Origin of the sequence: Stenotrophomonas sp. SMYL41 (genome assembly GCF_036319965.1) — a bacterium.
Taxonomy (GTDB): Bacteria; Pseudomonadota; Gammaproteobacteria; order Xanthomonadales; family Xanthomonadaceae; genus Stenotrophomonas; species Stenotrophomonas maltophilia_R.
In genome coordinates, this window is sequence record NZ_JAWIRX010000005.1 from 132034 (window position 1) to 157617 (window position 25584).

Here is a 25584-nt window from a genome sequence, read left to right on the forward strand (position 1 = left end):
GCCAGTATCCGGGCGCGGCCACCACGGAAAACAGATCAAAAGCGAAGGCGGAAGCGGGTCGCTCGCTGCGCTCGCTCGTGTAGAGCCGCGCTCAGGGCAGTTGTTCGCTGAAGCCTTCGGTGTAGCCCAACAGCAGCGTAGTGCGGGTGGCCAGCGTTGCAGCCAGTTGTGACCAGGTATCGTGCGTTCCTGCAGCGTAGACGCGCTGCAGGTCCGCGACCAACGCGTCCGCTTGTGCAGGCGACGGTGCACTGTCGCGCCGGAAGCCGAGCCACGATGCGCCGAGCCCGAACAGGCGGTAGTCGTATTGCTGCTGCAGGTACCGGATCAGGGCGTGGTTCTGGAAGAGGTCCCAGTCCGCGCTGAAGTAGCCGTTGGGCAGGGCGGCAATCAGCAGGTCGTCGCGGGCCACACGCACCTGCTGCACGCAGACCACCTCGTCGGCGATCAGATCCGGCGCAGCATTGGCCGTGACCAGCGCCTCGATGTCTGCGTCATTGCACAGCAAGGTGCCCGGCAGGGTGGTCCATTCCAGCCGATGAGAGGAGTGATCGAGCTGCGCGATGACATGCGCCAGCAACCGCTCGCGTGCCGCCAGCGCGTCTTCCGGCGTCGCCGGGTCTTCGTCCTCGTACAGCGCGATGCGCTCGTCGTCGGACGCATGCATGCTGGTGTAGCGGCACTGGCCGGCATCGTCGAGCGTGCACAGATAGCGGTGGCGGGGATCGGCCACGTGCAGCGAGGCCAGGTATTCCAGCACCTCATCCAGCGTGGGCGAGTCGCTCAGCAGGGCATGGCTGAACGCATCGATGGGGCCGTCCGACACGGCCTTGTGCAACGCAATGGAAGTGATCTTCATCGCCACAGCCTAGCCGTAATCCGAAACGAAAAGAGCCAAGCATCGGCTTGGCTCTATAGGGAACGCTTTATCCACGCATGGCGTGGATCTACCGTGTCGACCAAGGTTGACACCTACCAGAGCAGAATGCCGTTCCGACAGATCGCGGAAATCTGTCGAAGGCGGGGTGGGTCCGGTTGCGGGAATGTCCGCGGCATGGATGCCGCGGCCAAGCCCCCAGGGATGGGTTCACGGCGTCTCCCGCAACCGGACCCCCCCCCCCCCCCCGCGCCCCCCCCCCCCCCCCCCCCCCCCCCCCCCCCCACCCCGCCATCCCACGGATCGTCAGCTTTTGCCGTGGCCGTTGCCGTTGCCGTTGAAGTTGATTCGGCGGGTGCAGGGCCGCAGGCCCTGCAGGCAACCCTCAGCTGCGCATGCCCACGCCGCGACGCAGCAGCCACAGCGCCACCGCGGTCAGCATCACCACGAAACCGATCATCAGCGCATAGGCCACCCACAACGGCACATCGCTGCTGCCCAGCAGGCCATAGCGGAATGCATTGACCATGTAGAAGATCGGGTTCGCGTGCGTGGCCGCTTCCGCCCAGCCCGGCAACAGCTTCACCGAATAGAACACGCCACCCAGGTAGGTCAGCGGGGTCAGGATGAAGGTCGGCACGATCGCCACGTCATCGAATTTCTTGGCATACACCGCATTGATGAAACCGGCCAGCGAGAAGATCGTCGCACCCAGGATCACCGTGCTCAGCGTCACCAGCGGGTGCGGGATGCGCACCGGGGTGAAGAACATGGCGATGATCAGCACGATCACGCCCACCATCAGGCCGCGCAGCACTGCGCCGGCGACGTAGCCCCAGAGGATCACCCAGTTCGGCATCGGGCTGACCAGCAGTTCTTCCACGTGGCGGCCGAACTTGGCGCCGAAGAACGAGGAGCTGATGTTGCCGTAGCTGTTCTGGATCACGCTCATCATCACCAGGCCCGGCACGATGAACTCCATGTAGCTGTACTCGCCCATGTTGCCCACCCGCGAGCCGATCAGGCGGCCGAAGATCAGGAAGTACAGGGTCATGGTGATCGCCGGCGGCACCAGGGTCTGGCCCCAGATGCGCATGATGCGGGCGACTTCGCGGCGCACGATGGTCAGCAGTGCGACGCGGTTGCGCTGGCCGTCGGTCAGCTCGGTGGTGTTCATGCAGGCTTCTCCAGGTTGCCGGTGAGGCGCACGAACAGCTCCTCCAGGCGGTTGCTCTTGGTACGCATCGAGCGCACGCGGATGCCGGACTCGTTGAGCGTGGCGAACACGCGGTTGAGGTCCATCGCGCGCGGCATGTCGATGTCCAGCGTATGCGGGTCCGGCGCGGTCAGGGTCGCGCCTTCGATCACCGGCAGCTGCGCCGGCAGGTCACCGTCGATGTCCAGCAGGAAGCCTTCCACGTCCAGCTTGGCCAGCAGGGTGCGCATCGGCCCCTGCTCGACGATCTGGCCATGGTTGATGATCGCCAGGTGGCGGCACAGGTACTCGGCTTCTTCCAGATAGTGCGTGGTGAGGATGATCGTGGTGCCGGCAGCGTTGATCTCCTTCAGCACGCGCCACATGTCGCGGCGGATCTCGATGTCCACGCCGGCGGTCGGCTCGTCCAGGATCAGCAGGCGCGGGCGCGTCATCATCGCGCGGGCGATCATCAGCCGGCGCTTCATGCCGCCGGACAGCGTGCGGCTCATCACCTGCGCCTTTTCCCACAGGTGGGCCCGCTTCAGTTCCTCTTCGGCGCGCTGCTCGGCTTCCTCGCGCGGCACGCCATAGAAGCCGGCGTAGTTCACCAGGATGTCGAAGGGCTTTTCGAACAGGTTGAAGTTGATTTCCTGCGGCACCAGCCCGATCAGGCGCATGGTGGCGCTGCGGTTGCGCACCAGGTCGCTGCCGAACACCTCCACCTGGCCCTCGCTGAGGTTGACCAGGGAGCTGATGATGCCGATCAGGGTCGACTTGCCGGCACCGTTGGGGCCGAGCAGGGCGAAGAAGTCGCCCGGGGCCACTTCCAGGGAAACCCCCTTCAGGGCCTGGGTGCCGTTGTCGTAGGTCTTGCGCAGGTCGCGCACGCGCAGGGCGGGCGCCGTATCGTTCTGGGATGCCAAGCTCGAAGCCTTCGCGCCCATGGGCTGGCGCTGGAGAGGGGCGGGGAGCGGCTATTATAGAAGACCCCGAGGGCTTGCCCCGGCTACACACTGTCCCGAAAAGTCGTGCCTGTTCAATTCCCCCTCAAGCTGGTCGGCTGCCGCATGCTGGCCCCGACCGTCGGCCACTACCAGTTCGTGCGTGATGATGGACAGCCGCTGGATTTCCAGCCCGGCCAGTTCATCCAGGTCCATTTCAGCTACGCCGACGGCACTGAAACCAAGCGCAGCTACTCGCTGGCGACCATCCATGACCATGCGCTGGGCCCGGGCGAGGCGGTGGATATCGCGGTCAGCTTCGTGCCCGGCGGCGCCGCCACGGCCCTGTTCGAGGCGCTGGAGCAGGGCGGCCAGATCAGTGCGTCCGGCCCCTATGGCCGGTTCTGCCTGAATCCCGGTGACCACAACGCCCGTTACCTGCTGATCGCCACCGGTACCGGCGTCACCCCGTACCGCTCGATGCTGCCGCTGCTGGAAAAGGCCATGGCCGAGCGCGGTGTGCAGATCGTGCTGCTGCAGGGCGCGCGCAGCCCGGGCGAGCTGCTGTACAGCGAAGACTTCTACAGCTTCGCCGAAAAACACCCGAACTTCCGCTATGTGCCGTGCCTGTCGCGCGAACTGCCGGCCGCTCCGCACCCGGACGTGCAGCACGGCTACGTGCAGCAGGCGCTGGCCGGCTTCACCCCGGACCCGGCCACCGACATCGCCTACCTGTGCGGCAACCCGGACATGGTCGATGCCTGCGCCGAGCTGCTGAAGGCCGCAGGCCTGGGCAACCCGCAGATCCGCCGCGAGAAGTACGTCAGCAGCAAATAAGCCGGGGTAGTGCCGGCCGCGGGCCGGCAATCCCATGAACCGGAGGCGGCATCATGCCGCCCCCGGTGTCCTGCCTCAGTACGCGATCCAGGCGTCGCGCCAGGCGAAGCCGGTGCCCGGGCGGTAGGCATCGGCGTTGATGTTGCACCAGGCGCCTTCCGGGAACGGGCGGCAGGCGTACAGCTTGCCGTCGGTGCCCTTCACCACGGTCTCGCCCGGCTTGTAGCCGCCGAGGCCGGCCGGGTACACGAAGTCGAAATCGTTGCCCGGCGGATCGACCGGATCGACCGGATCGACCGGGCCCGGGCCCGGCACCTGGGTTTCCAGCTGGAAGCGGTTGCCCGGCTTCAGGTACACGCGGTTGTCGGTAGCCGAGGCGACCGGTGTGATCACGCCGTTCTTCATCACGCCCACGCGGGCGTGCTGTGCGCTGGCGTTGACCTTGCGGGCCAGGGCCAGCGGCCACTGCGTCGGGCTGGTCTGGCCGGTCGCCAGCTTGGTTTCCAGACGCTCCAGGTCATTGCCGTTGGCGTTGAACACGCGCAGGGTCACGGTGCTGTCCACCTCCAGCGCGCCATTGGCGGTTACTGCACCGGCATCCTGCCACTGCGGCGGCGGAACCACGCCACCGCCACCTTCGAAGCGCACGTCCATGCAGGTATAGAACGCTTCCTGCGAATCCGAGCGCTGCCAGGTGTTGTAGATGATGTGCTGGCCACTGCGCTTGGGCAGCGGGCAGTCCAGCTTGTAGACGCCGCCTTCGGACAGCGGCACGTTGCCCAGGGTGCAGAATTCCTGCAGGTCGGCCCAGCGCAGCGGGCTGCCCGGCTGCCAGCCATCGCGGGTGACGTAGAACTTCCACTCGCGGGTGGCGTGCGGCGCCGGTGCCCGGAATTCGAAGGTGTAGCGGCCGCGCGAATCGGCGCGGACCGGGGTGGTCGGCCAGTCGCTGCGGTTCAGATCGAGCCCGCGGTACTTGGGGATGCTGGCGCTGCACAGCTCGCCGTCACGCACCAGCTCGCGATGGTTGCCATTGGCGTTGCCGTGGGCGATCGCGCTCCAGTCATAGAACGGCTGCGCGCCACCGATGGCCTTGGCCGCGGCACAGGCCGGGTTGGTCGGGTTCTCCGGATTGCCCTCGTGGCACTGCTTCACGCGGCTGAGCGGCTTGGTCATGGTGCCGTGGGCGAAGGCGCTGCCGGACAGGGCCAGGCCGGCAACGACGGACAGAGCGAGGACTGCCCGATGGGACAGATGCATGCAGGAACTCCTTTGCGAAGTGTGGGAAACCTCGCGCAGTCTTCACATGCAGGCCCGCCGGCAACATCGGATAAGTTCGAATTCGATGGCGGCCGTGTTCGATCTGCAACACGTTGCTCACTGTGCCGCTTCCCTGGCAGAAGGCGGTGCATGCTGCACCGCCTCCCGCATCACGGCCTCAGTACGCGATCCACGCGTCGCGCCAGGCCGCGCCGACACCCGGCCGGTACGCCTCGGCGTTGACGTTGCACCACGCACCCTCCGGGAACGGGCGGCAGGCATACAGCTTGCCGTCGCTGCTCTTCACCACGGTCTGGCCCGGCACGTAACTGCCGATGCCGGCGGGGTACACGTGGTCGAAATCGCCGCCCGGTGACGGCGTGCCAGGGTCGGGAACCTGGGTATCGAGCTGGAAGCGGTTGCCGTCCTTCAGGTACACGCGGTTGCCGGTGGCCGAAGCGGCAGGCGTGATCACGCCGTTACTGAGCACGCCCACGCGTGCATGCTGGGCGCTGGCATTGACCTTGCGGGCCAGCGCCAACGGCCACTGCGCGGCCGCCGTCTGGCCGCTGGCCAGGGTTGCTTCCACGCGTTCGACGTCATTGCCGTTGGCATTGAACACGCGCAGTGCCAACGTCGTGCCAACCGGCAGCTCGCCGCGCGCGGTGACCGGGCCTGCATCCTGCCACTGCGCTGCTGGCGGAGTGCTGCCGCCGCTTCCCTCGAAACGCACGTCCATGCAGGTGTAGAACGCTTCGGTCGAATCCGAGCGCTGCCAGGTGTTGTAGATCACATGCTGGCCGCTGCGCTGCGGCAGCGTGCATTGCAGCTTGTAGGTGCCATCGGCCGAGAGCGGCGTATTGCCCAGCGTGCAGAACTCCTGCAGGTCGGCCCAGCGCAGTGGGCTGCCCGGCTGCCAGCCTTCGCGGGTGACGAAGAAGCGCCAGTCACGGGTGGCATGTGGTGCGGTCGCCTTGAACACGAAGGTGAACTTGCCATTGGCATCGGCCTGGATCGGCGTGGTCTGCCAGTCACTGCGGTTCACATCCAGTCCGCGGAAGGTCGGGTTGTTGCCGCTGCACAGCTTGCCGTCAGGCACCACGGCCTGATGATTGCCGTTGGCGTTGGCCTGGTTGATGCCGTTCCAGTCGTAGAACGCCTGCGAACCGCCAATCGCTTTTGCAGCGGCACAGGCCGGGTTGGTCGGGTTCTCGGGATTGCCCTGGAAGCAGGCATAGACACGGCTGACCGGCGTGGTCATGGTGCCGTGGGCGAACGCGCTGCCGGCCAGGCACAGGCCCGCAGCGGCAATCGAGGTGGCCAGCAACAACGGTGTGGATCGGAATGACATGGCGCATCCTTGTGGTCGTCGAAAGGGAACGGTGACCGCAGGAGCTGCGCTGCGTGGCGGACTTTCGGCGGCACCACGGTGAGTATCGAGTCGCGATGCAGGCGGCGGAACCATCCCAGTGCCGATCCGTGACTGCGCATGTGAAGCCCTTCCCACCGGCTTCACGCAGGGCTGAACGGATGCGTTGGACGTCACGGGATCGGCGTGGCATCGATCACGTCATGGAGATCACGCTACGCAGTCCCGGTAGCGACCCGATCCGCCTGGCACGAGAAACAGCCATGCGCCGCGTTGTGCAACTGGACGAACGCCACCGACGTGTCGGCGAACAGTGCATCCAGTCGGCCCGCAACGTCGATGCCCGCACAGACCTCGGCATCGCGCATCAGCGCGGCGTGATCATAGGCACGCACCGAGATCATCCTGCGCTGCACGTACGGGGGCACTTCGCCCGGCGGCAGGACGCAACGGGTCACGCCGCGCTGCACGAAGATCGGCCCGGCGGCGCGGTATGGCGAATGCAGCGGCAGGTGGACGTGGGACAGCAGGAGCAGTTCACTGCCAGGTGCGGGATCGCTCAGGCTGATCCGGCAGGGATGGCCGCCATTGGCGCCCGCCCAGCGACGCTGGATGCCGAGCGCGGCGAGTGCGCTGTCGCTCATCTCGAACAGATGGAGGAACGGGCGGTGGTCGATGCCACCGAGGTACCACGCGTGCATGGGCGTCTCCTTGGGTTCTCCGCGGATTGTGCGCATGCGCTGTCCGCTGCGCTCGCCGTTTTCAGACCCCACATCGCCGTCGGGCCGGAACACTGGCCCATGGGTTGCTGCTGGCCGCAGCCGATGCCGCCCTGTACCGGGCCAAGGCCGAAGGGCGGGACCGCCTGGTCTGCGCGCCGTCGGCGGCGGATTCGTCATTGCCCATCGCCGTCGGCGCGCTGCCCGTGTAAGTTGGGTCACATCTTCCGCGGCAGCCCGTCGTGGTCGACAGGAACGTCCTCCAGGGGAAACGAGCACGATGCAAAGACACCACCTCGCGCTGGCCGGGATGCTGGCCAGCCTGATGATTGCCGGGTGCAGCCAGCCGCCGGCGGCCGATGCCGGAAGTGCCAGTGATGCACCCAGCCGCCGCTTCGGCACGATCGACTTCCAGCCCTGCACGCTGTCCACCGAAGGCGCCAGCGCCAACGTGGAGGCGCAGTGCGCCACCCTGCAGGTACCGGAGGACCGGGCCCAGCCCGCGGGCCGCCGGATCGGCCTGCGCATCGCCTGGCTGGAATCGGGCAGCAGCGGCGCCAGCCAGCCCGACCCGGTGTTCTTCCTGGCCGGCGGCCCCGGCCAGGCGGCCAGCGAGGTGGCGGTCATCGTCGATACCGCACTGCGCCAGGTGCGCAAGCAGCGCGACGTGTTCCTGATCGACCAGCGCGGCACCGGCGGCTCCAACCCGCTCAGCTGCCTGGGCGCGGACGGCAAGCCACTGCAGATGGACGAAGATGCCGCGCCTTCCGAGGCATCGCTGCGCGACTACGCCCAGCGCTGCGCGGCGTCGCTGCAGGGGCGTGCCGACGCGCGCTTCTACACCACCACCGAGGCCATCGCCGACCTGGATGCGGTGCGCGGTGCGCTCGGCGTGGATCAGGTCAACCTGGTCGGTGGCTCCTACGGCACCCGCGTGGCCCAGCGCTATGCCGGCGCCTATCCGCAGCACACCCGCAGCATCGTCATCGATGGCGTGGTGCCGAACGAGCTGGTGGTCGGTGGCGACTTCGCGACCACCTTCGAGGACGCGATCGCCCTGCAGTCGGCGCAGTGCCGCAAGGATGCCGCCTGCAGCAAGCGCTTCCCGACCGACACCCGCGCGCAGCTGCGCAGCGTGGTCGACACCCTGCGTCGTGCGCCGGTCTCGGTCGAGTATCGCGATCCGGGTACCAACGCACCGCGGCAGGATGTCCTGACGCCGGACAGCGTGGTCGGCCTGGCCTTCGCCTTCTCCTACGTGCCGCAGTATTCCTCGCTGCTGCCACTGGTGCTGGATGAGGCCGCACACGGGCGCTACGGACCGCTGGCATCGCTGGCGCGCGGCGCGAACCGCAGCATGGATTTCCAGATCAACCGCGGCATGCAGTGGTCGGTGATCTGCAGCGAGGATGCGCCGCGCTACCACGCGCCGGCCGAGGATCCCGAACGGCTGTTCGGCAACGAAGTCGCCAGCGCCTTCTTCGCGGCCTGCCCGGTGTGGCCGCATCGTCCGGCGCCGGCAACCGATGCCGTGCCGCTGCGCAGCGAGGTGCCGGCACTGCTGCTGTCCGGTGAGCTGGACCCGGTAACGCCGCCGCGCTACGCCGCACAGGTGCTCAAGGGCCTGCCCAATGGCCGTGCGCTGGTCGCCCGTGGCCAGGGCCATGGCACCTTGACCGCCGGCTGCATGCCGCGCCTGCTCGGCCAGTTCATCGACAAGACCGATGCCAAGGCGCTGGATGCCGGCTGCCTGGACACGCTGAGCTACGTGCCGGCGTTCACCTCGTTCAACGGATGGGAACCATGATCGTCGCCGACAACCTGCACAAGGCCTTCGATACCCGCACGGGCCGCATCCAGGCGGTCGCCAACGTCGGCTTCCGCGCCGGGGATGGGCAGATCACCGGCCTGCTGGGCCCCAATGGTGCCGGCAAGACCACCACCATGCGCATGCTCTACACGCTGATGACGCCCGATCAGGGCAGCATCACGGTCGATGGCATCGATGCGGCGCGCCATCCGGTGGAGGTGCGTCGCCATCTCGGCGTACTGCCTGATGCGCGCGGCGTCTACAAGCGCCTGACCGCGCGCGAGAACATCGCCTACTTTGGCGAACTGCATGGCCTGTCGGCCGAGCGCATCCGCGAACGCATCGAGGTGCTGTCGCACGCACTGGACATGGGCGACATCCTCGACCGGCAGACCGATGGCTTCTCGCAGGGCCAGCGCACCAAGACCGCGATTGCCCGCGCGCTGGTGCACGACCCGCGCAACGTCATCCTCGACGAACCGACCAACGGCCTGGATGTAATGACCACGCGCGCGCTGCGCCGCTTCCTGCTGGGCCTGCGCGACGAGGGCCGCTGCGTGATCCTGTCCAGCCACATCATGCAGGAGGTGGGCGCGTTGTGTGACCACATCGTGATCATCGCCAAGGGCACGGTGATGGCTGCTGGCAGCGCCGACGAACTGCGTGCACAGGCCGGTGAAGCCAACCTTGAGGACGCGTTCGTGAAACTGATCGGCAGCGAAGAGGGCCTGCACGCATGAGCATGATGTCGACCCTGATGACGGTGATGCGCAAGGAACTGCGCGACCTGTCGCGTGACCGCCGCACGCTGCTGCTGACGCTGCTTTTCGGACCGCTGCTGTACCCGGTGCTGCTGCTGGGCATGGGCAAGCTGGCCGAGAGCCGGGTGCGCACCCAGATCGAAGAGCCGTTGCAGATCCCGACCATCGGTGCGGAGAACGCACCGAACCTGGTGCGCTTCCTCGCCGCACAGGGCCTCAATGCCGCACCGGCACCGAAGGACCTGGCCGAGGCCATCCGCACCCAGGACATCGATGTGGCGCTACGCATCAGCGATGACTTCGGCAAGGACTGGGCCGATGGCAAGCCTGCACTGGTGGAGGTGATCAGGGACAGCACGCGGCGTGCCGCCGAAGTGCCTGGCGCACGCCTGGAGGCGGCACTGGCCACCTACAACGGCCAGGTCGGTGCACTGCGCCTGATGGCGCGCGGCACCGATGCACAGGTGGCACGCCCGCTGGACGTGGCGCGCCAGGACCTGGCCAGTGCCGAAGCCAAGCGCGGCATGATCCTCTCGATGCTGCTGCCGGTACTGCTGACGCTGACCTCGTTCATCGGTGGCGCCTACCTGGTGATGGACGCCACCGCCGGCGAGCGCGAGCGGCAGTCGCTGGAACCACTGCTGGCCACGCCGGGCTCGCGCAGCGCGATCGTCAGCGGCAAGATCGCCGCCGCCTGCGTGGTCGGTTTCGTATCGCTGCTGCTGACCCTGGTCGCATTCAAGGTGAGCGCGCAGATTGCGCCCGGCAACATCGGCCGCCAGTTCAACATGAACGTCGGCTCGATGCTGCAGATGCTGCTGGTGATGTTGCCGATGCTGCTGATCGGCACCTCGCTGCTGACCTTCCTGTCGGCCGCGGCCAAGAGCATGAAGGAGGCGCAGAGCCACATGACCTGGCTGATGCTGCTGCCGATGCTGCCCGGCTACGCACTGGTGGCGTATCCGCTGAAGAGCGAGCTGTGGCAGTACGCCGTGCCGTTCCTGTCGCAGAACCAGATGCTGCTGAAGGTGATCCGCCACGAGACCATCACCCCGACGGTCTGGGCGATCTACCTGGGCGCAAGCCTCGGCCTGGCCGCGGTGCTGTGGTTCGCCGCCGTGCGCCGCTACCACAACGAGCGCCTGGCGATTTCCGGTTGACCCAAAAAGGGGACGGAGGGGATTAAGTCGTTTCTGCCTCCCCCGTCCCCTCCTTGCGCGGGCGCCCTCGTTTGCGTATTGCCACGGGGCGTCCCAGCGTCTTCTCCACCATCCGCAGGAATGCAGCGTCCCCCATTGGGCATTGCCTGCTGCTGTGGTTGCGGATTGCGGGCAGGTCTGCGGATGCATTCACATCGCGCAGGAATTCGGCATACAACCTCGTCCTCTGCCGAGCGGTTCCTGCAAGCGCTTTGAACGCGGGGTGCAGGGTCAGCATTGGATCATCCCGTCGTTGAAGGTTGCCGTGCACGCTGGACCACGGATGATCTTCGGCGCTGACAACAATTCCGGCGCGAACCGGATTGCGTTCGATGTAGCGGTATACGCTGAGAAGATAAGCGTCGCTGTCGATCATCGAGGAATGGAAGCGCCCCTGCCACAGAGGCCCACTGCGTCCGTGCCGCTGGTTGAAGGCCTGCACGTAGTTGTTGCCCTGCATGCGCATTGCGCCCGCCAGTCCCTGCTGTGTGGAGGGCGTGGCCAGCAGGTGGACGTGGTTGCCCATCAGTACATAGGCATGCAGTGCGACGTGGTGCTTGAGAAATGCGCTGTGCAACAGATGCAGGAACAGTTGGCGGTCGATGTCGTCGACGAAGATCGCGCCTTTGTTCACGCCGCGCTGGATCACGTGATAGGCCTGGCCTGCCAGCATCAGGCGTGCTTGTCGGGGCATGGGATTCGGAGGCTGAAAGGGACCTCAGCCTGTCATCGCGGCTGCGGAGCAGGGCATCAGGCAATGCCGCGAAGCAGTGTCGGGTGAGTCAAAAGCGACTTAATCCCCTCCGTCCCCTTTTGCGTAGCGCGCAGGCGTCATCCCCATCTCGCGCTTGAACACGGTGATGAAGGCGCTGGGCGTGTCGTAGCCCATCGACAGCGCAACGCTGATCACCGGTTCGCCCGCCAGCAGGCGTGGCAGCGACAGCAGTACGCGCAGGCGTTGCCGCCACTGGCCCAGCGTCATGTGGGTTTCGGCCTGCCAACGGCGGGCGAGGCTGCGGCTGGACAGGCCGCAGGTGGCTGCCCACGCCTCGACACTGCGAAGGTCATCCGGCGAACGTGCCAGCACCGCAGCGACCCGCCGCAGGCGGCGATCCTGCGGTTGTGGCAGGGCAAGCGGCAGCGGCGTGCTGGCGGTGATCTCATCGGCGATCACGCCGGCCAGGCGTACCTGCGCGGCGTCCAGCGCCCGGTGTGGCCAACCCAGCGCGCGCGTCGTCGCGGCCTGCAACAGCGCGTTGGGCTGGAAAATGCGCGGCACGGCGGGCAGGTCCAGGCAGGCCTCGGCGTTGAAGTACAGGCTCCAGCCATCAAATTCCTCTGCCCCTACCAGGGCGTGGGGCAGTGAGGGCGGAATCCAGGCGACGTGTCCGGCTGGCAGCAGCCACTGCAGATCATCGACCTCGATCCGCAGCAGGCCCTGGTGTGCGCCCAGCAGCTGGCCGCGGGCGTGCCGGTGGCGGGCCGTGCGTCGTGGGCGGTGCAGGCGCAGCTGGGCTGCCAGCAACGCCGGCCCGCTGCTGGCGTTGGCCAGTGCGGGGTCGAGCAACGCGGGGAATGTCTGATCTGCCATATCGTTTGGCAGTTATACGGCAGAACGGTCGCTGCGGGGTGTCGATACTGGAAGTCCCCTCAATGGAGCATCACCCATGCAGCCGCAGGACATCCTTCCCGACCACCAGAACGACGTGCAGGTAAACGGCCTCACCGTGCGCAAGGGCAGCGTCGGTGCCTTCCTCGCCAGCGTCCGTGACTGGCAGGATCCCGCCAGCGATGACGCCCTCCGCGCCACCGCCGAAGCCGACCTGCGTGCGCTGCTGCCGGGCCTGCATGCGCTGGGACTGTTCCAGGTGCTGGCCGCGCGCGATCCAGCACTGCAGCGCCTGATCGACAGCTACCCCTGAAACGAACACGGCCCGGACATGCCGGGCCGTGTGGTCATTGCGGGACGGAAACGACTTAATCCCCTCCGTCCCCTTTTCGTGGTCAGGTGCCGCCCGGGGCGAATACCAGGGTGCGGCGGGTGGTGACCGGCGCGCTGACCGGCTCGAAGCGCCAGCGCTTGACTGCGTTCATGGCTTCGCGATCGAAGACGCGCGACGGGGTTGCGCGCAGCACGCGGGCGTTGATCACCGAGCCGTCAGTGCCGACGGTGATTTCCACCAGCACTTCGCCGGAGGTGCGTGCACGCAGCGCCTCGGACGGATAGCGCGGTGCCGGGGTGCTGACCGGGCGCAGGTTCGGCGCCGCAGCGGCCGCCGGAGCCGCCGCCTGGCGTGCGGCGCTGGCCTGCTGGGCGGCCGCCTGCTGCTGCTTCTGCTCGGCTTCGCGGCGGGCAGCGGCCTGGCGCTCGGCCTCCTGGCGCTCGTTGTCGCGGCGGGCAGCATCCTGCTGGGCAGCGATCTGCTTGGCCGCGTCGGCTTCCTTGGCGCGCTGCTCGGCCAGGCGCTGCTGTTCGGTCTGCTGCTTGCTGCGGTCCTCGGCGTCCTTCTTGGCTTTCTCGGCTTCGGCTTCGGTGCGCTTGGCAGCGTTCTGCACGCCCTTGGCCAGGCCGTCCTTCAGGCGCGGCAGGGCCGGCGCGGAGGCATCCACCTTCTCGATCAGCGCCACCAGGCGCTGCGCCTCGGTGTAGTCCTCGCGGCCCAGGTGCTGCTCGGCGGCGATCAGGGTGTAGGGCAGCAGGTCGGTCAGCGCGCTCTTCACCGAGGCGTCGTCCGGGGTCTTGTCGCGCAGGGCGAGGTAGTACTCGATGGCGTTGTCGCCGGCCGGCGCGTACATGCGGTTCTCGCGCAGGGCCTGGCTGGCCGACTCACGCAGCTGCTCGGTGCCCATCGACTGCACCTTGGCGGCGACCACCGGTGCGGCCGGTGCAGCGGCGGTGGGTGCGGCGGCCGGGGCCGGTGCTGCGGATTCTTCCTTGCCCGAGCAGGCGGCCAGCGCCAGTGCCAAAGCAACCGGCAGCCACCGGCGCGCGGCGGTGATCGTTGAGACGTGCGACATCCTGCTCCCCTCTAGAAGACGACGTGACGTAAATCATTGATATGCATGGCCGGGACCTGCGGTCCGGGCGCGGCAGGGTGACGTTTCCCGACGCCACCGCCGGCAACGGCGAGGGTGCAATCTAGCATCCCGGCCACCGCCGCGTACAAGGGGCGGTGGCCGGGAGGGGCAACGGCCACCGCCGTTGCCGGCGACGACCTCAGTGGTCGTGCGACTTGCTGTGGCTGTTGGACATCAGCTTGTCGGTCCAGGCGATGCCGATTGCCGACAGGATGAACACGCAGTGGATGATGGTCTGCCACAGCACGCCGTCCGGGGTCAGCATCGAGCAGCGGGCGACACCGATGTTGGCGGCGGCCACGCTCATCTGTTCCGGCGTGCACAGCGGGATGCCATTCAGTGCGCCACTGGCGATGAAGGTCTTCAGCAGGTGGATCGAGGAGATGCCGATGATCGCCATCGCCAGCTTCACCTTCAGCACGCTGGCGTTGACGTGGCTCAGCCACTCCGGCTGGTCCGGGTGGCCTTCCAGGCGCAGGCGCGAGACGAAGGTCTCGTAGCCGCCGACGATCACCATCACCAGCAGGTTGGAGATCATCACCACGTCGATCAGGCCCAGCACGATCAACATGATCTGCTGTTCGCCCATCGAGACCGAGTGCGAGATCAGGTGCCACAGTTCCTTGCCGAACAGGAACACGTAGACGCACTGCGCCACGATCAGGCCCAGGTACAGCGGCAGCTGCAGCCAGCGCGAGGCGAAGATCAGCGTGGACAGCGGGGAGAGCGGCGGGCGGTTTGCACTCATGCGGGGGATGCTGCGTTTCGGGGGAGAGGCGAGGTTACCGGCCCGACATGACGGTGCCAACCCAACTCTCGCACTAGACTTCAGGTTCCTTTCCGCACCCCGAGCCGACGCCATGATCGACCTGTATTACTGGCCCACCCCGAACGGCCACAAAGTGACCCTGCTGTTGGAGGAAACCGGCCTGGAGTACCGCATCCACCCGGTCAACATCGGCTCGGGCGACCAGTTCAAGCCGGAATTCCTGGCCATTTCGCCCAACAACAAGATGCCGGCCATCGTCGACCAGGCCCCGGCCGATGGCGGTGCCCCGCAGAGCGTGTTCGAGTCCGGCGCGATCCTGTTGTACCTGGCCGAGAAGACCGGCCAGTTCCTGCCCAGCGACCCGCGCGGCCGGGTCACCACCCTGGAGTGGCTGTTCTGGCAGATGGCGGGCCTGGGCCCGATGAGCGGCCAGATGGGGCATTTCAATGTGTATGCGCCGGAGAAGATCCCGTATGCGATCGAGCGCTATGACAACGAAGTGCGCCGCCTGCATGGGGTGATGGACAAGCGCCTGGCCCAGCACGCCTTCCTGGCCGGCGACGAGTACACCATCGCCGACATGGCCAGCTACCCGTGGATCGGCGCCTACGACACGCTGCCGGTGGACTTCGCCGCCTTCCCGAACCTCAAGCGCTGGCACGAGGCCATCGCCGCACGCCCGGCCACCCAGCGCGCCTATGCCCTGCGCCAGCAGGTGAACCCCAACGCCGGCAAGCCGCTCAGCGACGAAGAGCGCAAGCACCTGTTCGGCCAGCGCTGACCCCGGCATCTGAAGGTGGGTGCCGACCGTTGGTCGGCACTCGCTCGCACTCCTTATGGGCAGAAGGTCATGCTGCCTTCCCGCACGGGCTTGGTTAGGATGGGGGACGACCGCCCGGCGCCCGCCGCGGGGCGGACCTGCCGTTTGACGGGATCCTCCATGCGCCACCTGTTCGCTTCGCTCGCCCTCATGCTCGCCACCAGTACCGCCGCCCACGCCGAAAAGCTGACCCTGGAAGCCATCACCGGCCCGCTGCCGCTGTCCGGCCCGACCCTGATGAAGCCGAAGGTGGCGCCGGACGGCTCGCAGGTCAGTTTCCTGCGCGGCAAGGACAGCGACCGCAACCAGCTGGACCTGTGGACCTACGACATCGGCAGCGGCCAGACCCGCCTGCTGGTCGATTCCAAGGTGGTGCTGCCCGGCACCGAGACCCTCAGCGACGAGGAAAAGGCCCGCCGCGAGCGCCAGCGCATCGCCGCGATGACCGGCATCGTCGATTACCAGTGGTCGCCGGACGCGCAGCGCCTGCTGTTCCCGTTGGGCGGCGAACTCTACCTGTACGACCTCAAGCAGCAGGGTGCAGCGGCCGTGCGCCAGCTGACCCACGGTGAAGGCTTCGCCACCGACGCCAAGCTGTCGCCCAAGGGCGGCTTCGTCAGCTTCATCCGCGGCCGCAACCTGTGGGTGATCGACCTGGCCAGTGGCAAGCAGCTGCAGCTGACCCGCGACGGCAGCACCACCATCGGCAACGGCGTGGCCGAGTTCGTCGCCGATGAAGAGATGGACCGCCACACCGGTTACTGGTGGGCGCCGGATGATTCGGCCATCGCCTTCGCGCGCATCGACGAGGCACCGGTGCCGGTGCAGAAGCGCTACGAGGTCTACGCCGACCGCACCGATGTGATCGAGCAACGTTACCCGGCCGCCGGCGATGCCAACGTACGCGTGCAGCTGGGCGTGATTGCACCGGCCGCCGATGCACAGCCGCGCTGGGTCGACCTGGGCAAGGAGCAGGACATCTACCTGGCCCGCGTCGATTGGCGCGATGCGCAGCACCTGAGTTTCCAGCGCCAGTCGCGCGACCAGAAGCAGCTGGACCTGGTGGAAGTGGCACTCGATTCCAACCGCCAGCGCGTACTCGCCCACGAGACCAGCCCGACCTGGGTACCGCTGCACAACAGCCTGCGCTTCCTTGAAGACGGCAGCGTGCTCTGGTCGTCCGAGCGCACCGGCTTCCAGCACCTGTACCGCATCGACAGCAAGGGCAAGGCCACCGCGCTGACCCATGGCAACTGGCCGGTGGACGAGCTGCTGGCGGTCGATGAAAAGGCCGGCAAGGCCTACTTCCGTGCCGGCATCGAGAGCTCGCGCGAAAGCCAGATCTACGCGGTGTCGCTGCAGGGCGGTGAGCCGCAGCGCCTGTCCAAGGCACCGGGCATGCACAGTGCCACGTTCGCCCGCAATGCCAGCGTCTACGTCGACAGCTGGTCCAACAGCACCACGCCGCCGCAGATCGAACTGTTCCGCGCCAGTGGCGAGAAGATCGCCACGCTGGTCGAGAACGACCTGGCCGATCCCAAGCACCCGTATGCGCGCTATCGCGATGCACAGCGCCCGGTCGAGTTCGGCACGTTGATGGCTGCCGATGGCAAGACCCCGCTGAACTACAGCCTGATCAAGCCGGCCGGCTTCGATCCGTCCAAGCGCTATCCGGTAGCCGTGTACGTCTACGGCGGCCCAGCCAGCCAGACCGTCACCGACAGCTGGCCCGGTCGTGGCGACCATCTGTTCAACCAGTACCTGGCCCAGCGGGGCTACGTGGTGTTTTCGCTGGACAACCGCGGCACCCCGCGCCGTGGCCGCGACTTCGGTGGCGCGCTGTATGGCAGGCAGGGCACGGTGGAAGTGACCGACCAGCTGCGTGGCGTGACCTGGCTGAAGCAGCAGCCGTGGGTGGACCCGGCGCGCATCGGCGTGCAGGGCTGGTCCAACGGCGGCTACATGACCCTGATGCTGCTGGCCAAGGCGTCGAACCAGTACGCCTGCGGCGTGGCCGGCGCACCGGTCACCGACTGGGGCCTGTACGACAGCCATTACACCGAGCGCTATATGGATCTGCCGGCGCGCAATGAAGCGGGTTACCGCGAAGCGCGCGTGCTGACCCACATCGACGGCCTGCGTTCGCCGCTGCTGCTGATCCACGGCATGGCCGACGACAATGTGCTGTTCACCAACTCGACCAGCCTGATGAGCGCGCTGCAGAAGCGTGCGCAGCCGTTCGAACTGATGACCTACCCGGGCGCCAAGCATGGCCTGTCCGGCGCCGATGCCCTGCATCGCTACCGCGTGGCCGAAGCCTTCCTGGGGCGCTGCCTGAAGCCCTGATGCACGAACGGGAAGGAGCCCGCCGATGACCCTGCCACCGCCGATTCCCACCCATGGCCCCAAGCCCGCCGGCTGGTGGTGCCGCCACTGGCGCTGGGCGATGCCGCTGACCGTGCTGCTGGTGCTGGCCGGCGCCGGTGGCACAGTGGCCTGGAGCGTGCTGCGCTGGAGCGAGGCGGCACGCGAGAGCCCGCCGATGCGCGAAGCAATGCGTCGCGCGGGATGCAGCATCGAACTGGTGGAAGCCTTCGGCGAGCCGCTGCGTGCCGAATCGATGCCGCTGGGCAGCATGCAGACCGCGATCAACGGCCAGCGCGATGTTGGCCTGACCGTGGCCCTGGAAGGACCACGCGCGCAGGGCCGGCTGTTCGTGAAGGGTACCCGCAGTGACGACGTGTGGGACTACCCGGTGATGTACGTGCTGGGCGAGAACAAGCAGACGTTCGACCTGACCGCACTGGATGACGTTGAAGCCGCGCAGGAATGCGAACTGCAGGTCTGCCGCGAGCGCGGCGAGTGCCCGCTGACCGCGGCGTTGTGACCTCCGGCCGATTGTCGCCGCCGCGCTGAGCGCGTAGGGTGCGGGCAACCCTGTCCTGGAGTGCACCATGAAGCCGATCGCGTTGGCCGTTGCCCTGGCCCTGACCGCTGCCCCGTTGCTGTCCGCACCGCCGGCGCTGGCTGCACCCGCCGCCAAGGCCGCTACCCCGGCCAGCCCGGCCTGGGTGGCCCGCAGCAACGCACTGGCGCAGATCCTGCTCGATGCGCAGGGCCCGTTCCAGCCGGAAGAAACCGGCTTCTTCGGCGTGCCCGGCTACGATGACAAGGTGGCTGACCTCGGCCCGGACAACGGCAAGCGCTACCGCGCCGCGATGGCCAAGGCACGCGACGAACTGAAGGCGAAGCTGGCCGCCGAGCAGGATCCCAATGTCCGCCAGGACCTGGAGATCATGATCCACGCGGCCAACCAGAACATCGAAGGCAGCGAGCTCAACGAGAAGTACCTGCTGCCGTGGAGCGATGCGCCGCAGACGGTGTTCAGCGGCCTCAACCTGCTGCTGTCCGACCAGGTGCCGGCCGAGCGCCGGGCCAAGGCGCTCGACCGCCTCAAGGCGTATGCCGGCCTGCAGCCGGGCGGCACCGCGTTCACCACGCTGGCCCGCCAGCGCTACGAGGAACGGCTGAAGGACGGCAGCCTGCTGCAGCCGACGAAGATCGAAGTGCAGCAGTCGCTGGACAACGTCGAGACCTACATCACCGGCATCGAGTCGCTGCTGAAGAAGTACCAGATTGCCGGCGCCGACGAGGCGATGAAGGCCCTGGCCGGGCAGATGAAGGACTACGCCAGCTGGACGCGCTCGACCGTGCTGCCGAAGGCGCGCACCGACGCACGCCTGCCGGCGCCGTTGTACGCCTACCAGCTCAAGCAGGTCGGCATCGACATCGACCCGAAGCTGCTGATGCAGCGCGCGCAGCTGGAATTCATGGAAACCCGTTCGGCGATGCAGCAGCTGGCACCGCTGGTGGTGAAGGACAAGGGCCTGAAGGTGGCCGATCCGAGCGACCCGGTGGCGGTGATCCGCGCGCTGAAGGCCGACAAGATCGCCGACGATCATCTGGAAGGCCACTACCGCAAGGTGATCGATGCGATCGATCCGCTGATCCGCGAGCACGCCATCGTCGATGTGCCCAAGCGCGCCATGCAGATGCGCCTGGGTTCGGCCGCCGAGAGCGCGGCCAGCCCGGCACCGCATTTCCTGCCGGCGCCGCTGGTCAACAACACCGGGCAGCAGGGCACCTTCGTGCTGCCGCTGGGCAACCCGGCCGCGGGCCCGGGCGCGCAGTACGATGATTTCAACTTCGGCGCGGCGGCGTGGACGCTGAGCGCGCATGAAGGCCGCCCCGGCCACGAGCTGCAGTTCACCGCCATGGTCGAGCGTGGCGTCTCGCTGGCACGCACCATGTTCGCGTTCAATTCGGTGAACGTGGAAGGCTGGGCGTTGTATGCCGAAGCCGAGATGGCGCCGTACGAGCCGCTGGATGGGCAGATGATCGCCCTGCAGTTCCGCCTGCTGCGGGCCGCACGCGCGATGCTCGACCCGATGCTCAACCTCGGCCTGACCGACCGTGCCAACGGGGAGCGCGTACTGATGGAGCAGGTCGGCCTGTCCAAGGCGATGGCCACCCAGGAACTGGACCGCTACATGGTGCGCATGCCGGGCCAGGCGGGCAGCTACTTCTATGGCTACACCCGCATCCTGGAACTGCGCATGCAGACCGAGCTGGCACTGGGTGCGAAGTTTGACCGCCTGGCGTTCAACAACTTCCTGCTCGACCAGGGCCTGCTGCCGCCGGACCAGCTGGCCGATGCGGTGAACAAGGTGTTCGTGCCGAAGTACAAGTAACCGAAGCGCTGGGGTCGGATCCCTTTCCGTAGGGAAGGGCTCTGACCCCGTGCGTCACCGGGAATGCCCATCCACGCATGGCATGGATCTACCGCATCACCGTCAACGCTGCGGCTGCGGCGTGATCACCTGCGTCGGCAGCCGTGCCGGCGGTGCCGGGTTCGGTACCCAGATCGCGACGCCGGCGGCGCGCTTCTGCGTGGTCGGAATACCGATGCCGACCCCTCCGCCGACATGCGAGCCGAACGTGCCGGCACCCACCGACATGCCCACCGGCGAGCCGCTGCTGCCCACGCCCATCAGTACCACGCCATTGGCGCCCAGCGCTGCGGCCTCGCGCTTCAGGCGCGCCACCGCCGCGTCGGTCTGGCCCTGCGTGCCGAAGCCTACGGCAGACGCCGATTCCAGCTGGGCGATTTCCTGGGAGCCGGCCGGCGGCGTCGAATAGATCTGTACCAGTGCCGGATCGATCGGCGCGCGGGCGCGCCCCAGCATGACCTTGGAGGTGCTGGCACAACCGGCGGCGACCAGCAGGATGGCCGCCAGCGCGGCCCAACGGATGTTCATGGCACGACCCCTGTAGGACTGGTTGCGATCATCGGCGGGCTACTCTGAATCGGCGCCAACACCCGGGCCAGAGCGCGTACGGCAGGACGCTAGCACGGTGCCGGTGACAGCCCCGCCAACGGCAGTAGGCGGCGACCGTGGGAACGACTATGGTGGACAGACAGGAACCAACTGCGGGAGAGCGGAATGGGTGTGATCAGTCTGTTGTGGGGCGTACTGGCGCTGTTGTGGATGATCCTGGCGCTGATTCCGCTGCTGGGCTGGGGCAACTGGTTCCTGATCCCGTTCGCCGCCGTGGGCGCGGTGATCGCCGCGCTGGGCATCCTGTTCACCCACCCGACCAAGCGCGGCCGGGCCTGGGCTGGGCTGGTGCTGAACGGCATCGTGGTGGTGGTCGGCATCCTGCGCCTGGGCCTGGGTGGCGGCGTGATCTGAGCCGCGTCGCCGGGTGCGACAGGGCGTCGCAGGTACACGGCCGCGGGCCGGGCAGGGGCGTACAATGAACGGCTGCGCGAGCCCCCCGCGTGCCTGTGAATCCGCGCCCGGCGCGGCTGCCCCATGATCATCCGACCCCGTCCCCACGGCTGGCAACTGCTGTACATCCTGCGCGGCTCGATCGTCAAAGCGATCGCGCCGAAGGTGCTGGCCATCCTGATCCTGTCCATCGCGGTGGCCGCGGTGGTGGAACTGGCGCCACCGACCGGCATCGAACGCGTTTCCGTCACGCCGTTCACCCTGCTTGGCCTGGTCCTGTCCATCTTCCTCAGCTTCCGCAACAGCGCCTGCCATGACCGCTGGTGGGAAGGCCGCAAGCTGTGGGGCCAGCTGGTCTACGAGTCGCGTTCGCTGGCCCGCCAGGTCAACCTGCTGCTGGCCGATGACGCCGGCCGCCGCCGTCGCATCGCCTACCTCACTACGGCCTTCGCCCATGCGCTGGCCGCGCGCCTGCGCGGTCGCATCGTGGCCCTGGCCGCGTTGCCGTGGATGGACAAGCCGCAGCGCGAGCAGCTGGGCCAGCGCGAGAACGTGCCTGATGCAGTGCTGTCGATGATCGCCGCCGAGCTGGCCCAGGCCCTGCGCGCCGGTGAACTCGACCCGATCCTCTACACCCAGCTGGAGGAGCGCCTGCACGCGATGTCGTCGATCCAGGCCGGCTGCGAGCGCATCCTCACCACGCCGCTGCCGTTCGCCTACACCCTGCTGCTGCACCGCTGCGCATGGATGTTCTGCGTGCTGCTGCCGTTCGGCCTGGCCAGCTCGCTGGGCTGGGGCACGCCGGTGCTGTCGGCGGTGCTCGCCTATGCCTTCTTCGGCCTGGACCAGCTGGGCGAAGAAATGGAAGACCCGTTCGGCCTGGAGCCGAACGACCTGCCGCTGGACGCGCTGGTGCGCACGATCGAGATCGACCAGCTCGACGCGCTCGGCGAACGCCCGTTGCCCGAACCCCTGCTGCCGCAGGGTTACCTGTTGCAATAGCCACTCCTCGGAGCCTGCCATGTCCCACCCGCTTTATCGCCCGCGCCGCATGCGCCATGACGAGTTCTCGCGCCGCCTGATGCGTGAGAACACGCTGACCACCGACGACCTGATCTACCCGGTGTTCGTGCACGAATTGGCCGGCCGCACCGCGGTGCCGTCGATGCCGGGCGTGGAGCGGCTGTCGATCGAAGAGCTGCTGAAGGTGGCCGAAGAGGCGCTGGAGCTGGGCATTCCGGTGATCGACCTGTTCCCGGTGATCGATCCGTCGCTGAAATCGCTGGACGCGTCGGCGGCGTGGGCCGAGGACGGCCTGGCGCAGCGCGCGATCCGCGCGCTGAAGTCGCGCTTCCCGGAACTGGGGGTGATGACCGACGTGGCGCTGGACCCGTACACCACCCACGGCCAGGACGGCATCATCGACGACAAGGGTTACGTGCTCAACGACATCACCGTCGAAGCACTGGTCAAGCAGTCGGTATCGCACGCCGAAGCCGGCGTGGATATCGTCTCGCCGTCGGACATGATGGACGGCCGCATCGGCGCGATCCGCCGTGCGCTGGATGCCGACCACCACATCAACGTACGCATCATGGCCTACTCGGCCAAGTACGCCTCGGCGTTCTACGGCCCGTTCCGCGATGCGGTGGGCAGCGCGGCCAGCCTCGGCAAGGCCGACAAGAAGACCTACCAGATGGACCCGGCCAACGGCGACGAGGCCCTGCGCGAGATCGCGCTGGACCTGGAAGAGGGCGCCGACATGGTGATGGTCAAGCCGGGCATGCCCTACCTGGACCTGGTGCGCCGGGTGAAGGAGAAATTCGGCGTGCCGACCTTCGCCTACCAGGTCAGTGGCGAGTACGCGATGATGAAGGCCGCCTTCGCCAACGGCTGGCTGGACGAACGCGCCTGCGTGATGGAGTCGCTGCTGGGCTTCAAGCGGGCCGGCGCCGACGGTGTGCTGACCTATTTCGCGCCGCAGGTGGCGCGATGGCTGCGCGAGCGCTGACAATAGCGCCACGATAGACGGAGGAATACGCGATGGGACCCGAACTGGGATGGGTGCAATGGTTGATCTGGGGCATCGGTACGCTGCTGTTCGGGGCCATCATCGTCGGTGTTTTCATCGTGGCCTGGCGGGCTGGCAAGCGCCCGCCGGAGCAGCTCTCCGCCGCCCGCCACGTGGCCCGTGAGCAGGCGCTGCCGGACAGCGTGCAGGCCGAGCTGGCCGCGTTGAACCAGCGCAAGGACAATGGCCAGCTGAGCGAGATGGAGTACGAGCAGTTGCGCGCCAAGGTGTTGTCGCGCTGACGGGGCAATGCCCGGGGTCGGATCCCTTTCCGCAGGAAAGGGCTCTGACCTCTTCGCGGGCACCATCCACGCATGGCGTGGATCTACCGCACGCACCCGGGCACCGCCGCCACCTTGGGCACCGCCAACCGGTACACATCCACGCCCCCGGCACGCGGTGCCTTCGCCGCACTGCTGGCGACCACCATCTCGCCGGGCTTGGCGTTGTCGATCACCGGCGCGCCGGTCCAGCCGCCAGCCTGGTTGAACGACAGCCCCAGCGGCTGCAGTGCCACGCCGCTCCATGCGCAGCGGCTGCTCCAGACCTGCGCGGTACTGCCGCTGCCACGGCTGAATACCACGGCGCCGTCATGGCCCAGCCAGTCACCGTCGGTCTCGTCGTCGGCGCTGTTCAACGCGCTCAGTGCGCTGGCCGGGCCGCGCAGGCCCTGCGCATCCAGCGTCGCCACGAACAGGTCCCAGCCGGCGCCACGGCCCTGCTGGCGGGCAAACAACAGCTGCTTGCCATCCGCGCTCAGGGCTGGCCCGCGCTCTTCCCGGCGCCCGCCGTCACCGGCCAGCGGCTGCGCCGGGCCCGGCTGGCCGTCGGCGGCCAACGCGGCACGGTACAGCGCCAGCTTGCCCTCGCCGCCGGCCGCGAACAGCAGCCAACGGCCGTCACGGCTGAAGTAGGGATCGCGGGCTTCACCGGCCACGCCTACCGGCAGCGCCTGCCCCTGCTGCCAGCGGCCGTCCACCACGCGCGCTTCCCACAGGCCCCATCCGGCCTCGCCGCGGCGGGCGAAGACGATGCGCCGGCCATCGGCACTGATCGTGGCGCGGCCCTCGTCGGCGCGGGTCGAGACCACGCCCATGCCTTCGATCCCGTACTCGTTCAACGCCATCGCCACGGGGGCAGAGAGTAGACTGGCGGCGAGCACCAGCAGGGGCGGGGTGATGCGCATCATCCGGTTCCGTGCACGAAAGAGCATCAGTCTAGCCAGCTTGAGGATTCCATGACCGACCGTTACGCCGTCTTCGGACACCCCGTTGCCCACTCGAAGTCGCCGCAGATCCATGCGACGTTCGGTCGCCAGGAAGGCATCGCCATTGACTACCGCGCGATCGACCTGGCCCCCGATGCGTTCCTGGCCGGCCTGGAGGCCTTCGCCGCCGAGGGCGGTGTCGGTGCCAACGTCACCCTGCCGCACAAGGAAGCCGCGTTCTCGGTGTGCACCACGTTGACCGCACGGGCGCGCCGCGCCGGCTCGGTCAACACGCTGCTGCGCAAGGGCGACCGCTGGCACGGCGACACCACCGATGGCATCGGCCTGGTGCGCGACCTGACCGATCGCCACGGCCTGGACCTGCGCGGCCGCCGCGTGCTGATGATCGGTGCCGGTGGCTCGGCGCGCAGCGTCGCCCCGGCGCTGCTCGATGCAGGCATCACCGAACTGGTGGTGGTCAACCGCACGCCGGAGCGCGCCGACGAACTGATCGACGCGATGGGCGAACCGGGCCGTGCGATCAGCCGCTACTGGGAGGACCTGCGCGACCTCGGCGACTTCGAACTGATCGTCAACGCCACTTCGGCCGGCCGCGACCGCGACGTCGAGTTCAAACTGCCGCTGTCGCTGGTCAATTCGATGACCACCGCCGTCGACCTGAACTACGGCGAGGCCGCCATCGCCTTCCTGGCCTGGGCGCGCGCGGCGAACTGCCGCAATACCGTGGATGGCCTGGGCATGCTGGTCGAGCAGGCGGCCGAGAGCTTCCTGCAGTGGCACGGCGTGCGCCCGCAGACCGGCGAGGTCTACCAGTCGCTGCGGCAGGGCTCGGCCGTGCTGGCCGGCGAGGACTGA

General features: G+C 67.7%; 26 protein-coding genes. 14 read left to right on the forward strand and 12 right to left on the reverse strand.

Translation table 11 applies throughout. From position 1 onward, the window contains the following. Positions 1-91 precede the first annotated feature (91 nt). The 3 genes from V3B30_RS07950 to V3B30_RS07960 form a co-directional block, all read right to left on the reverse strand. Positions 92-859, reverse strand: coding sequence for a hypothetical protein (locus tag V3B30_RS07950; protein ID WP_262084244.1), 768 nt, complete (start codon positions 857-859; stop codon positions 92-94). Positions 860-1262: 403 nt separating this feature from the next. After that, positions 1263-2054: an ABC transporter permease gene (locus V3B30_RS07955; RefSeq protein ID WP_262084245.1), complete on the reverse strand. Its 792-nt coding sequence runs from the start codon at positions 2052-2054 to the stop codon at positions 1263-1265. Next, positions 2051-3019, reverse strand: coding sequence for an ABC transporter ATP-binding protein (locus tag V3B30_RS07960; protein ID WP_049400895.1), 969 nt, complete (start codon positions 3017-3019; stop codon positions 2051-2053). Before V3B30_RS07960 ends, V3B30_RS07955 begins: the two co-directional genes overlap by 4 nt. A gap of 84 nt (positions 3020-3103) precedes the next feature. Here V3B30_RS07960 and V3B30_RS07965 point away from each other — a divergent pair, with 84 nt between their 5' ends. Further along, positions 3104-3853 (forward strand): ferredoxin--NADP reductase, encoded by a 750-nt coding sequence (locus tag V3B30_RS07965; protein WP_100474588.1) that lies wholly within the window; start codon positions 3104-3106, stop codon positions 3851-3853. Positions 3854-3928: 75 nt separating this feature from the next. Here V3B30_RS07965 and V3B30_RS07970 read toward each other — a convergent pair whose 3' ends face one another. The 3 genes from V3B30_RS07970 to V3B30_RS07980 form a co-directional block, all read right to left on the reverse strand. Next, positions 3929-5113 (reverse strand): lytic polysaccharide monooxygenase, encoded by a 1185-nt coding sequence (locus V3B30_RS07970; protein ID WP_262084246.1) that lies wholly within the window; start codon positions 5111-5113, stop codon positions 3929-3931. Between the two features lie 178 nt (positions 5114-5291). Further along, entirely contained in the window at positions 5292-6464 is a 1173-nt protein-coding gene (locus V3B30_RS07975) for a lytic polysaccharide monooxygenase (protein ID WP_262084247.1), read from the reverse strand. 233 nt (positions 6465-6697) lie between these two features. Further along, positions 6698-7183, reverse strand: a complete 486-nt coding sequence (locus tag V3B30_RS07980; protein WP_262084338.1) for a DUF1203 domain-containing protein — start codon at positions 7181-7183, stop codon at positions 6698-6700. Between the two features lie 298 nt (positions 7184-7481). On the opposite strand from V3B30_RS07980, the gene V3B30_RS07985 reads away from it, so the two are divergent. Genes V3B30_RS07985 through V3B30_RS07995 form a run of 3 tightly spaced genes read left to right on the forward strand, consistent with a single transcriptional unit; the run spans position 7482 to position 10932 of the window. After that, on the forward strand, positions 7482-9008 hold the full coding sequence (locus tag V3B30_RS07985; protein WP_262084248.1) for an alpha/beta hydrolase: 1527 nt from the start codon (positions 7482-7484) through the stop codon (positions 9006-9008). After that, positions 9005-9751 carry an ATP-binding cassette domain-containing protein gene (locus tag V3B30_RS07990; RefSeq protein WP_100474575.1) on the forward strand — a complete coding sequence of 249 codons (747 nt, stop codon included), beginning with the start codon at positions 9005-9007 and terminating at the stop codon, positions 9749-9751. The genes V3B30_RS07985 and V3B30_RS07990 overlap by 4 nt, the downstream gene beginning before the upstream one ends. Further along, a complete protein-coding gene (locus tag V3B30_RS07995; protein ID WP_100474572.1) occupies positions 9748-10932 on the forward strand; it encodes an ABC transporter permease in 1185 nt (394 codons plus the stop codon). The genes V3B30_RS07990 and V3B30_RS07995 overlap by 4 nt, the downstream gene beginning before the upstream one ends. A gap of 22 nt (positions 10933-10954) precedes the next feature. On the opposite strand, the gene V3B30_RS08000 is transcribed toward V3B30_RS07995, so the two are convergent. Together V3B30_RS08000 and V3B30_RS08005 are read right to left on the reverse strand one after the other, a co-directional pair. Continuing rightward, a complete protein-coding gene (locus V3B30_RS08000; RefSeq protein ID WP_262084249.1) occupies positions 10955-11665 on the reverse strand; it encodes a transposase in 711 nt (236 codons plus the stop codon). Between the two features lie 99 nt (positions 11666-11764). Continuing rightward, positions 11765-12562, reverse strand: a complete 798-nt coding sequence (locus V3B30_RS08005) for a helix-turn-helix transcriptional regulator (protein WP_100474566.1) — start codon at positions 12560-12562, stop codon at positions 11765-11767. Between the two features lie 76 nt (positions 12563-12638). Here V3B30_RS08005 and V3B30_RS08010 point away from each other — a divergent pair, with 76 nt between their 5' ends. Beyond that, positions 12639-12893 carry a hypothetical protein gene (locus V3B30_RS08010; RefSeq protein WP_262084250.1) on the forward strand — a complete coding sequence of 85 codons (255 nt, stop codon included), beginning with the start codon at positions 12639-12641 and terminating at the stop codon, positions 12891-12893. 82 nt (positions 12894-12975) lie between these two features. Here V3B30_RS08010 and V3B30_RS08015 read toward each other — a convergent pair whose 3' ends face one another. Beyond that, complete coding sequence (locus tag V3B30_RS08015; protein ID WP_262084251.1) at positions 12976-13989, reverse strand: TonB family protein; 1014 nt, start codon at positions 13987-13989, stop codon at positions 12976-12978. Between the two features lie 199 nt (positions 13990-14188). Then, entirely contained in the window at positions 14189-14797 is a 609-nt protein-coding gene (locus tag V3B30_RS08020; protein ID WP_100474559.1) for a TIGR00645 family protein, read from the reverse strand. Positions 14798-14909: 112 nt separating this feature from the next. On the opposite strand from V3B30_RS08020, the gene V3B30_RS08025 reads away from it, so the two are divergent. The 4 genes from V3B30_RS08025 to V3B30_RS08040 all read left to right on the forward strand — a co-directional run bounded on the left by V3B30_RS08025 (position 14910) and on the right by V3B30_RS08040 (position 20389). Beyond that, positions 14910-15599, forward strand: a complete 690-nt coding sequence (locus tag V3B30_RS08025; protein ID WP_262084252.1) for a glutathione binding-like protein — start codon at positions 14910-14912, stop codon at positions 15597-15599. A 159-nt stretch (positions 15600-15758) separates the two neighbouring features. Next, entirely contained in the window at positions 15759-17984 is a 2226-nt protein-coding gene (locus tag V3B30_RS08030) for a S9 family peptidase (protein ID WP_262084253.1), read from the forward strand. Between the two features lie 25 nt (positions 17985-18009). Then, positions 18010-18525 carry a cytochrome c oxidase assembly factor 1 family protein gene (locus tag V3B30_RS08035; RefSeq protein ID WP_262084254.1) on the forward strand — a complete coding sequence of 172 codons (516 nt, stop codon included), beginning with the start codon at positions 18010-18012 and terminating at the stop codon, positions 18523-18525. A 67-nt stretch (positions 18526-18592) separates the two neighbouring features. Next, positions 18593-20389: a DUF885 domain-containing protein gene (locus V3B30_RS08040; RefSeq protein WP_262084255.1), complete on the forward strand. Its 1797-nt coding sequence runs from the start codon at positions 18593-18595 to the stop codon at positions 20387-20389. A gap of 102 nt (positions 20390-20491) precedes the next feature. Here V3B30_RS08040 and V3B30_RS08045 read toward each other — a convergent pair whose 3' ends face one another. Beyond that, positions 20492-20956 (reverse strand): hypothetical protein, encoded by a 465-nt coding sequence (locus V3B30_RS08045; RefSeq protein ID WP_014038879.1) that lies wholly within the window; start codon positions 20954-20956, stop codon positions 20492-20494. Between the two features lie 186 nt (positions 20957-21142). On the opposite strand from V3B30_RS08045, the gene V3B30_RS08050 reads away from it, so the two are divergent. The 4 genes from V3B30_RS08050 to V3B30_RS08065 all read left to right on the forward strand — a co-directional run bounded on the left by V3B30_RS08050 (position 21143) and on the right by V3B30_RS08065 (position 23743). Beyond that, positions 21143-21391, forward strand: coding sequence for a hypothetical protein (locus V3B30_RS08050; RefSeq protein ID WP_005420185.1), 249 nt, complete (start codon positions 21143-21145; stop codon positions 21389-21391). Between the two features lie 123 nt (positions 21392-21514). Next, positions 21515-22432: a bestrophin family ion channel gene (locus V3B30_RS08055; protein WP_100474544.1), complete on the forward strand. Its 918-nt coding sequence runs from the start codon at positions 21515-21517 to the stop codon at positions 22430-22432. 19 nt (positions 22433-22451) lie between these two features. Then, positions 22452-23441 (forward strand): porphobilinogen synthase, encoded by a 990-nt coding sequence (hemB, locus tag V3B30_RS08060; RefSeq protein WP_065198312.1) that lies wholly within the window; start codon positions 22452-22454, stop codon positions 23439-23441. Between the two features lie 32 nt (positions 23442-23473). Beyond that, on the forward strand, positions 23474-23743 hold the full coding sequence (locus V3B30_RS08065; protein WP_262084256.1) for an SHOCT domain-containing protein: 270 nt from the start codon (positions 23474-23476) through the stop codon (positions 23741-23743). A gap of 83 nt (positions 23744-23826) precedes the next feature. On the opposite strand, the gene V3B30_RS08070 is transcribed toward V3B30_RS08065, so the two are convergent. After that, entirely contained in the window at positions 23827-24690 is an 864-nt protein-coding gene (locus tag V3B30_RS08070; protein ID WP_262084257.1) for a hypothetical protein, read from the reverse strand. Between the two features lie 48 nt (positions 24691-24738). On the opposite strand from V3B30_RS08070, the gene aroE reads away from it, so the two are divergent. Beyond that, complete coding sequence (gene aroE, locus V3B30_RS08075; protein ID WP_100474535.1) at positions 24739-25584, forward strand: shikimate dehydrogenase; 846 nt, start codon at positions 24739-24741, stop codon at positions 25582-25584.